Source organism: Patulibacter sp. NPDC049589 (genome assembly GCF_040675535.1).
GTDB lineage: Bacteria > Actinomycetota > Thermoleophilia > Solirubrobacterales > Solirubrobacteraceae > Patulibacter.
Map to the genome: position 1 here is coordinate 21293 of NZ_JBFAPC010000066.1, position 8966 is coordinate 30258.

Consider the following 8966-nt stretch of genomic DNA (forward strand, 5'->3'; position numbering starts at 1 on the left):
GTGGTTCCGCCTCAGCCGGCCGTCGGCGCGACGAACCGCACGACGCCCGCGTCGTCGGGCGGCAGCGTCTCCACGAGCCCGTCCGCGCGCAGCAGCCCGAGGCCGCCGAGCACGCTGCTGAGCAGCACGTGGGCGAGCGTGGCGGGGGCCTGCGGCCAGATCTCCGTGGCGAGGCCGGCGGCGGTGAACGGCTCCGCGCCGGCCCGGCGCAGCAGGCCCTCCGCGTCGCTGCGCTGGCGCTCCAGGTGGCTCACGACGACCGCGGCGGGGTCCGCGAACGCGCCGCCGTGGCCCGGCAGGACGAGGTCGACGGGCAGCGGGCGGGTCGCCCGCAACGACTCGCGGTAGCGCACGGTCACCGCGACGTCGTCGACCTCGGGGACGTACGGCCGGGCGCCGTCGCCGGCCGGCAGCGGGCGGTCGCGCACCGGCACGGACGGCACCGCGCGCAGCAGGTGGTCGCCGCCGAGCAGCATGCGGCGCTCGGCGTCGACGAGCAGGACGTCCGTCTCGCTGTGGCCGGGGCGGTGCAGGACCTCGAGCGTGCGGTCGCGCAGCGTCAGGCGCGAGCCCGCGGCCAACGGCACCGTGACCGTCGCGGCCTCGCCGACGCGGTGGAACGCCGCCCAGCCGGCCGTGTTGCCGGCGACCGCCTCGTCCGTGGCGCCGTGGCGGCGCAGCAGGTCCGCCATGAAGGCGCGGTCGAGTGCCGCCTCGGCCTCGAAGTCGCCGAGGTACGGGCCGATCGAACCGAACGCCGCGACGTCGGCGCCCGACCGCCGGACCACCTCGGCGACGAGGCCCAGGTGGTCGGTGTGCTGGTGGGTGAGGACGACGAGGCCGACGTCCTCGACCCGGCGGCCGATCGCGCGGAAGCCCGCGTCGAGGGCCTCGATCGCCCCCGGGCCGCGGGTCCCGGCGTCCACGAGCGTCAGCGGATCGTCGTCGACGATCCAGGCGTTGACGCGCCCCATCTCGTTGGCCGCCGACAGCGACACGCGGTGCAGCGCGGCGTCGCGCAGGCGGCTGGTGATCGCCTCGTCGGAGGACCCGGACATCGGTCCCAGTGTCCCAGCCCGGCGACCCTCGCGCGGGACGCCTACCGGGCCCGGCCGACCGGGCTCAGGACCACTCATACGCATGGTCGATCCGTCCGGAAGGGACGTGGTCGTGATTCCCTCGGTCCCGCCGAGGAACGGTCGACCACGTCCGGTCAAACCCGGACGACCATCGATATCAGGCGTGCGTCGGGACGCGGACCGGCACCGTGTGGGACGGCATCGGCTCCTCCGCGGCGTCGGCCCGCGCCGCGACCCAGCGGTACGCCCACGCCGCGCCGGCCGCCGCCACCAGCGCGGCCGCGCCGCCGACGGCCATCCCCGTGCGCGGGCCGGCCCAACTCGCGATCCAGCCGACCAGCGGAGCACCGATCGGCGTCGAGCCGAGGAAGACCAGCGAGTACAGCGCCATCACGCGCCCGCGCATCGCCGGGTCGACCTGGAGCTGCAGCGTCGAGTTGACGCCCGAGGAGAACGTCACCGACGCCATCCCCAGGAAGACGAGCGGCAGCAGCTGCAGGGGCAGGATCGGGGCGAAGGCGGCGAGGAGCTGGAAGGTGCCGAAGAGCGTCGCGGCGCCGACGAGCAGGCGCGGCGTGATCTCCCGGCGGTTGCCCGCCACCAGCGCGCCGATCACGGACCCGACGGCCATCGTCATCGTCAGCAGCGTGAAGGTCGTCGCCGTCCCCTTCCAGGTGTCGTGCGCCAGCAGCGGCAGCACGATCTGGAAGTTGAAGGACAACAGGCCGATCACCGACATCATCGCCAGCGGGATCAGCAGGTGCGGGGCGCCCCGCACGTACCGGTAGCCCTCCCGGAGCGCGCCCTTGCGGCGGGCCGCCCGCGGCGCCTCGCCCATCTGCTCGGGGTCCAGGCGCAGCAGCGCGACGATCATCGCGAGGAACGACAGCGCGTCGACGACGAAGCACCAGCCGATGCCGACGACCGCGATCAGCAGGCCGGCGATGCCGGGGCCGATGATCCGCGAGGTCTGGATGACGACGCTGTTGAGCGCCACCGCGTTGACGACCCGCTCCGGCCCGACGAGCTCGATCGGCAGCGCCTGCCTCGCCGGGTTGTCGATCGCCGTCGCCGTCCCCCGCAGGAAGACCATCGCGTAGATGATGAGCGGCGTGACGACCCCGGAGAGGGTCGTCACCGCCAGCACGATCGCCGGCACCATCAACCCCATCTGCGTGCAGAGCAGCAGCCGGCGCTTGTCGACCCGGTCGGCGAGCAGCCCGCCCCACGCCCCGAACAGCATCAGCGGCAGGAACTGGAGCGCGGCGGTGAGCCCGACGGCGAGGCCGTCGCCGGTGAGCTTCACCATCAGCCACATCGCGGCGACGTTCTGGATCCAGTTGCCGGAGACCGAGATCACCTGGCCGGTGAAGTAGCGCCGGTAGTTCGGGACGTGCAGGGAGTCGAAGGTGCGGTGGATCGCGGGGCTCAATCGGGGCGGTCCTCGGGGTCGGTGGATGGGGCGGGCGCCGGCGTGGCGGGCGGCCGGCGCCGGGCGGGCGCCGCGGCCGGCCCCCGGCGCGGACACCGGCGGGGTCGTGCCGGGCGGGTCAGGCGGGCGGGTCCTCGAGCAGCTGCTCGAGGAGGTCGGACGCGCGGTCCAGCGTCGCGCGGTCCTCGTCGGAGAGCTCCTCGAGACGGCGGGAGAGGAAGGCGTCCTTGCGCGAGCGCACGTCGCGGATGTGCTCGACGCCGGCGTCGGTGAGGCTGACGCGGAAGGAGCGGCCGTCCTCGGGGTCGGGCTCGCGGCCGACGAGGCCCTCCTCCTCCAGCCGGGCGACGAGCCGGGTGGCGGACGGCCGGCGGATCCCCTCGCGGCTGGCGAGCTCGCTCGGGCTCAGCGGGCCGAAGCGCTCGACGGTGGCCAGCGCCGCACCGAGCGACGGGCCGAGCTCGGCGCCGGCCTCGGCGCGCAGCCGCCGGGCCGTCCGCGTGATCACGAGGCGCAGGTGGGCGGCGATCTCGGGCACCGAGGTGCGCAGGTCGCCGGGAGACGGTGTGGTTCGCACTAGTAATTAGTGTAGCGAACCATCACCCTCGGGGTCGGCACCGACCCGCGGACACGGCCGACCGGTCACCGGGCGCACCTCCCCACGTCCACTGTTCGTTTTCGGAGGCCCGTTTGTGACCGGTTTTCGGCGTTCGCCGGAGGATTGGACCGGTTGACGATGAACCCGCGCGCACGTTCGTCGAATGCAGGGATTTGTGACCGGAGCGGACGTAGGTTCGACGAGCCGCAGCGCCCGGTGGGCGCGATCTCCGACCTCCTCCCGAAGGACTCCTCATGTCTTCAGCACGACCCCGACGCGCCTCGCGGGCCGCCGCCCTGATCGGTTCAACCCTTGCCCTCGGGCTCGCCGGCCTGGCCGGCGCCTCGGCCGCGCAGGCGGGCTCCGACTCGTGGCCGTGCGGATCGGTCCCGGGATCGGTCACCTGCCCGGGCGACCGGCACACGCTGACCTCCGTGAAGGCGTTCGGCGCCTCCGGCCGGTCGGTCAACGCGGGAGCCAGCTGGAACGGGACCGAGGGCCAGCTGTACGCCAACTGGGCGTGGGGCACCGGGACGACGTGCCACGGATACGGCGCCGGCAACCTGCTCTACCCCGTCGTCAAGAACCCGAACAGCACGTCCATGACGATGTCCGGCCTGTCGACCTTCGGCTCGGGGGCGGCGTCGTGCTGAGCCCGCGCCCCATGCCCATCCGCCGCGTGCTCGCCGCCGGCCTCGTCGCCGGCCTCGCCGTCGGCGGCCTCACCGTCGGATCCGCCCTCGCGGACGAGGCCCCGGCCTCCGATCCGGACGCGAGCGTGCTCGTGGAGAGCCCCGCCCAGCCGGCGCCGATCGGCGCCGTGCAGCCGGCCCAGCAGCAGACCCTCCGCGTGCTCCGCCGCGCGCGGCGCGCCTCCGACACCCTCCCCGCGAGCGCCCGATCGGTGGCGTCTCCCGCCCGCTACGGCCGCAACCCGCAGCTCGCCCGGGCCGTCACCACCAGGAGCGGGAAGGCGTGGGTCGTCCCGGGCGACGGCGTCGTCTGCCTCGTGATGCCCGACCCGGTGGACGGCTGGGCGACGAGCTGCGCGCCGACGGGAGAGGTCGCGACGCGCGGCCTGACCCTCGGCCTGACCGGCACGGACGCGTCGGCCGCCGTGACGCTCGTCCCTGACGGCGCCACGGTGACGACCACCGACGACGCGGACCGCACGAGGAACGTGACCCCGGACGACTCCGGCATCGTGGACACCGACGCCGAGAAGGTCCAGTCCCTCGAGGTGACGACGCCCGAGGGGCAGGCCACCACCGAGATGCAGAGCACCGAGGACCTCGGGACGGGGGATACGCCGTAGCCCTCGCGGCGTTCGCCCTCCGCCCGCCCGAGGCCCCCTCCCGACGTGGCAGGACCCGGCCGCCGGAGGGCGAACGCAGATCCGCGGTCACACATCCCGGCCGCCGATCGAACAGGAACCGTGAGCCGCGAGCAGTCACGCACCGACGAGGAGCTCGTCGCCGAGAAGCGCTTCGACCGCTCCTCCTCGGCGTTCGCGGAGTTCTACGAGCGGTACGAGGCGGCGATCCTCGCCTACCACCGGCGCCGCGTCCGGCTCCCGGAGGTCGCCGCCGACCTGACGGCCGAGACGTTCGCGCGGGCCCTCGCCGGCCGCGCGCGGTTCCGGCCGTCCGGCGGCAACGCTTCGGGGTGGCTCTTCGGGATCGCGCACAACGTCCTCGTGGACAGCGCCCGCCGTGGGACCGTCGAGCAGAAGGCGCGCGAGAAGCTCGGCATGCAGCCGATCGAGCTCGACGACGAGGACCTCGAGCGCGTCAACGCCCTCGGGGGCGACGACCGGCTGTACGCGGCGCTCGAGCGTTTGCCGGAGGAGCAGCGGGAGGCGATCGTCGCCCGCTACGTGCAGGACGAGACGTACGACGAGACGGCCGACCGGCTGTCGACCTCGTCGAGCGTCGTGCGCAAGAGGGTGAGCCGCGGCCTGACGCGGCTCCGTGACCAGATGATGGGATGGGCATGATCCAGCTGCCGCAGTTGCAGGAGAGCCTGCTGATCGCGAACGAGCGACTGGTGGACCGGGCGCGACGACGCGCCCGGCTGTTCCGGACCGGGCTCGTGACCAGCGCCGCCGTCGTCTCGATCGGCGGGGCGGCGGTGGCCGGCATCGCGATCTGGAGTCCCCAGCTCGGCCACGAGGACGGGAACCGCCCCTCCCTGGGCGGGACGCCCGTGCCCGCGGACCAGCGGGCCGCGCTCGGCGTGCTCCGCCGCGAGCAGGTCGCGGCCGACCGCAGTGCGGTCGCCCAGCGGGCGCTGGTCTCCTTCACCCGCCAGTACCAGGGGATCCGCCCGGACGCTGTGCGCGTCGTGCACCGGATCGGCGCCACCGACGGGATCGCGCTCGTCTCCGTCGCCGACCTGGAACAGCGGGCCGGCGACGCGCGCACCCCCGCCGCCCGTGACGCGCTCTGTGCCTACACCGCGACGGGCGCCGACGCCCAGAACGCCGCGTGCTTCTCGCTCGCCGACGTCCGGCAGGGTCGCGCGACCCAGCGGCTCGGCGACCTCTCCTGGGGCCTCGTCCCCGACGGCGTCGCCTCCGTCGTCGTCCACCGTCGCGACGGCTCGCCCAGCCGGATCCCGGTGGCGTCCAACGTCTTCACCACCGACGGCACGACGATCGATCCCGCGCGCCCGGAGGTCGAGTGGCTCGGCGCCGACGGCGCCGCGATCGAACCGGCGGGCGGGGCCCGGATGACCCTGCCCGTCGGGCAGGACGCACCCGCCGAGGCCCTGAAGGGCTTCCACGACTGCGGGGCCGACGGCGGCATCGTCCCCGAGGACGTGGCCTGCGGAGCCGACGCGCGTCGGTGGCGCCCCAAGGCCGGGCAGCTGGTCCCCGAGCGGGCCCCGAAGGCGCCGTAGCGCCGAGGCCCGGCGGAGCGCGAGGCACGCCGTTCCGCCCCGCCTCGCGCCGCCCTCGTCCGAGCGCGGGACCGCTGTCCCCGGTCGGCGGCGCCCTCAGACCGCCGCCCCGCCCCCGGCCGCCCGCAGCTCGGTCCAGTCGAGGTCGAAGACGTCCGGGTCCGCCGCGCCCCACCAGCGGCCCCAGTCGCCGTCGGCGCCGCGGAGCAGCGCGCCGTCCTCCAGCGGGACGTAGAGCTCGCCCAGGTTCTGGGACGACTCGACCGAGACCCGGCGGCGCAGCTGCGAACGACGCAGGTCCTTCGGATCGGTGACCCCCATGGCGGCCATGATCCGCAGGGCGCTCTGGACGGTCGCCTGCTGGTACCGCGTCACGCGCGGGGCCTTGTCGGAGACGACGAGGGAGCGGAACCGCTTCGGGTCCTGCGTCGCGACGCCCGACGGGCACGTGTTGGTGTGGCAGCGCTCGGCCTGGATGCAGCCGAGCGCGAACATCATCGAGCGGGCGGCGTTCAGGAAGTCCGCCCCCTGGATCAGGCGCTTGACGATGTCCGCGCCGGTGGCGACCTTGCCGCTCGCCCCGAGGCTGATCCGGTCGCGCAGGCCGCAGCCGACGAGCGCGTCGCCGACGAACATCAGGCCCTCGGTCAGCGGCAGGCCGACGTGGTCCTCGAACTCCAGGGGCGCCGCGCCCGTCCCGCCCTCGGCGCCGTCGACGATGATGAAGTCCGGCGTGATCCCGGTCTCGACCATCGCCTTGCAGACGGCCAGGAACTGCACCCGCGAGCCGACGCAGAACTTGAAGCCGACGGGCTTGCCGGCCGCGAGCTCGCGCATCCGGCCGAGGAACGTCACGAGCTCCCGGGGCGTCGAGTAGACGCGGTGGCCGGGCGGCGAGGTGACGGTCTGCCCCTGGGGCACCTCACGGGCGGCGGCGATCTCCGCGGTCACCTTGCCGCCCGGCAGCACGCCGCCGATGCCGGGCTTCGCGCCCTGCGACACCTTCAGCGAGACCATCTTCACCTGCTCGCGGGCGGCCTGCTCGGCGAACCGCTCGGGGTCGAAGTCGCCGTCCTTCGTGCGGCAGCCGAAGTAGCCGGTGCCGATCTCCCAGACGAGGTCGCCGCCGGGCCCCAGGTGGTACTCGGAGAGCCCGCCCTCCCCCGTGTCGTGCGCGAAGCCGCCCTCGCGGGCGCCGGTGTTGAGCGCCAGGATCGCGGGCTTCGACAGCGCGCCGAAGCTCATCGCCGAGACGTTCAGGAGCGCCATCTCGTACGGGTGCGCGCAGTCGGGCCCGCCGACCCGCACCCGCGGCGGCGGCGCGTCGGCCGGCGGGGGCGTCGCGGGCGCCATCGAGTGCACGAGGTACTCGCGACCGACGACGTCGAGGTCCAGCTCGGTGCCGAACGGCGACTCGGCCTCGTCGCCCTTCGCCCGCTCGTAGACGATCGAGCGGGTGTCGCGGTCGAACGGTCGGCCGTCGGTGTCGCTCTCGACGAAGTACTGCTGGAGCTCGGGCCGGAGCGCCTCGGCGATCCACCGGCCGTGCCCGACGATCGGGTACGTCCGCAGCACCACGTGCCGGGTCTGCAGCAGGTCGTAGGCCGCCAGCGCCGTGAGCGCCAGCAGCGGGACGGCCGCCCACCACCAGCCCGCGGAGGCCAGGAGCGCGAGCGCGGTGGCCGCGATCCCGAGGACGGCGACGAGGACGGCCGGGAGGAAGCGCGACATGCAGGACGGATACTCCTCCCGGACGACGACGGATCACCCGGCGCGAAGTAGCGTGCAGCGCGATGTCCCTCGTGCCCCGCCCCCCGCTGCACGAGGCCGGCCTGCTGACCGCCGTGGCGGCGGTGCTGCTGACCAACGGCATGATCAAGCAGGACCACGCGCCGTCGGTGCTCGCGGTGCTCGCCGTCGCCGCGACGCTCGGCGTCCTCGCCGCCCGCCACCGCGCGCCGCTGAGCATGGTCCCCGCCATGTGCCTCGCGATCGCGGCGTGCCTGGCGACGCTGGACGCAGGCGAGACCGTCGTCGTCCCGGGCGCCGTCGCCGCCTACGCCGCCGCGGCCTACGGCGACCGGCGCCGGGCGCCGTGGCTGATCGCGTTCCTCGTCCCGGTCGTGCTCCTGCTCGTGATCGGGTTCTCCGACGCTCCGGGCAACCGGATCCCGCTCGACCGGATCGCCATCAACATCGGCGTCACCGTGGCCGCGCTGTTGCTCGGGGACGCGATCCGGGCGCGGCGGAGCGCACGGCGCGCCGAGGCCGCCCGGCGCGACCAGGAGGAGCGGGAGCGCGAGCACGACGCCCGCCGCCGGCTGGCCGAGGAGCGCCTGATGATCGCCCGCGACGTCCACGACGTCGTCGCCCACTCGATCGTCGCGATCAACGTGCAGGCCGGCGTCGCCGCCCACCTGCTGCGCACGCGCCCCGAGCACGCGGAGGCGGCGCTCCTGGAGATCAAGCGCGTCTCCGGCGCCGCGCTGACCGACCTGCGCGCGACGCTCGGCCTCCTGCGCACCGACGACGACCCGGACGGCACGCCCCTGCGGCCGACCGACCCGCTCGGCCGCCTCGACGGCCTGGCCGACCCGCTGCGGGCCGCCGGGCTGACGGTGGACGTCGCGGTGCAGGGCGACGTCGCGGCCGTGCCCGTCGCGGTCGGCACCGCCGCGTTCCGCATCGTCCAGGAGGCCCTGACGAACGTCCTGCGGCACGCCGGCGCGGGCGGGGCGGCGGTCCGGGTGGCGGTGGGCGACGACGCGGTGTCGGTGGTGGTGACCGACGACGGGGCGGGAGGCGCGACCGGCCCGCAGGGCGGCAGCGGCTCCGGCCTGCGCGGCATGCACGAGCGCGAGTCTTCGGCTACGACGCCACCGCCGGCGTCGTCGAGGACTGGATGTACGACAAGGTCACCGAGCGCTACGTCAACGACCCGGACGTCCGCGCGTTC

Annotated in this window: 9 protein-coding genes and 1 pseudogene; 6 read left to right on the top strand and 4 right to left on the bottom strand. The window is 74.9% G+C overall.

What is annotated here, in order from left to right:
• Positions 1 to 11 precede the first annotated feature (11 nt).
• The 3 genes from AB0L40_RS13975 to AB0L40_RS13985 form a co-directional block, all read right to left on the bottom strand.
• Positions 12 to 1058, bottom strand: a complete 1047-nt coding sequence (locus AB0L40_RS13975) for an MBL fold metallo-hydrolase (protein WP_364355223.1) — start codon at positions 1056 to 1058, stop codon at positions 12 to 14.
• Positions 1059 to 1236: 178 nt separating this feature from the next.
• Positions 1237 to 2511: an MFS transporter gene (locus AB0L40_RS13980; protein WP_364355226.1), complete on the bottom strand. Its 1275-nt coding sequence runs from the start codon at positions 2509 to 2511 to the stop codon at positions 1237 to 1239.
• Positions 2512 to 2629: 118 nt separating this feature from the next.
• A complete protein-coding gene (locus tag AB0L40_RS13985; RefSeq protein ID WP_364355229.1) occupies positions 2630 to 3088 on the bottom strand; it encodes a MarR family transcriptional regulator in 459 nt (152 codons plus the stop codon).
• Positions 3089 to 3363: 275 nt separating this feature from the next.
• Between AB0L40_RS13985 and AB0L40_RS13990 the strand changes: the two genes are divergently transcribed.
• The 4 genes from AB0L40_RS13990 to AB0L40_RS14005 all read left to right on the top strand — a co-directional run bounded on the left by AB0L40_RS13990 (position 3364) and on the right by AB0L40_RS14005 (position 6010).
• Positions 3364 to 3762, top strand: coding sequence for a hypothetical protein (locus AB0L40_RS13990; protein WP_364355232.1), 399 nt, complete (start codon positions 3364 to 3366; stop codon positions 3760 to 3762).
• Between the two features lie 11 nt (positions 3763 to 3773).
• Positions 3774 to 4424, top strand: coding sequence for a hypothetical protein (locus tag AB0L40_RS13995; RefSeq protein WP_364355235.1), 651 nt, complete (start codon positions 3774 to 3776; stop codon positions 4422 to 4424).
• Between the two features lie 120 nt (positions 4425 to 4544).
• Complete coding sequence (locus AB0L40_RS14000; protein ID WP_364355238.1) at positions 4545 to 5105, top strand: RNA polymerase sigma factor; 561 nt, start codon at positions 4545 to 4547, stop codon at positions 5103 to 5105.
• A complete protein-coding gene (locus AB0L40_RS14005) occupies positions 5102 to 6010 on the top strand; it encodes a hypothetical protein (protein ID WP_364355241.1) in 909 nt (302 codons plus the stop codon). Before AB0L40_RS14000 ends, AB0L40_RS14005 begins: the two co-directional genes overlap by 4 nt.
• A 96-nt stretch (positions 6011 to 6106) precedes the next feature.
• Here the strand turns inward: AB0L40_RS14005 and AB0L40_RS14010 are convergent, their stop codons facing one another.
• Positions 6107 to 7741 carry an FMN-binding glutamate synthase family protein gene (locus AB0L40_RS14010; RefSeq protein ID WP_364355244.1) on the bottom strand — a complete coding sequence of 545 codons (1635 nt, stop codon included), beginning with the start codon at positions 7739 to 7741 and terminating at the stop codon, positions 6107 to 6109.
• 608 nt (positions 7742 to 8349) lie between these two features.
• Here AB0L40_RS14010 and AB0L40_RS14015 point away from each other — a divergent pair.
• Positions 8350 to 8481 (top strand): annotated as a pseudogene (locus AB0L40_RS14015) (histidine kinase dimerization/phosphoacceptor domain-containing protein); the annotation flags it as partial.
• 431 nt (positions 8482 to 8912) lie between these two features.
• A partial coding sequence (locus tag AB0L40_RS14020; RefSeq protein ID WP_364355252.1) for a hypothetical protein occupies positions 8913 to 8966 on the top strand: 54 nt, incomplete at its 3' end.

Coding starts and splice junctions, on each gene's coding strand:
- AB0L40_RS13975 (WP_364355223.1), bottom strand. CDS start 1,058: ATGTCCGGGTCCTCCGACGAGGCGATCACCAGCCGCCTGCGCGACGCC.
- AB0L40_RS13995 (WP_364355235.1), top strand. CDS start 3,774: ATGCCCATCCGCCGCGTGCTCGCCGCCGGCCTCGTCGCCGGCCTCGCC.
- AB0L40_RS14010 (WP_364355244.1), bottom strand. CDS start 7,741: ATGTCGCGCTTCCTCCCGGCCGTCCTCGTCGCCGTCCTCGGGATCGCG.
- AB0L40_RS13990 (WP_364355232.1), top strand. CDS start 3,364: ATGTCTTCAGCACGACCCCGACGCGCCTCGCGGGCCGCCGCCCTGATC.
- AB0L40_RS14005 (WP_364355241.1), top strand. CDS start 5,102: ATGATCCAGCTGCCGCAGTTGCAGGAGAGCCTGCTGATCGCGAACGAG.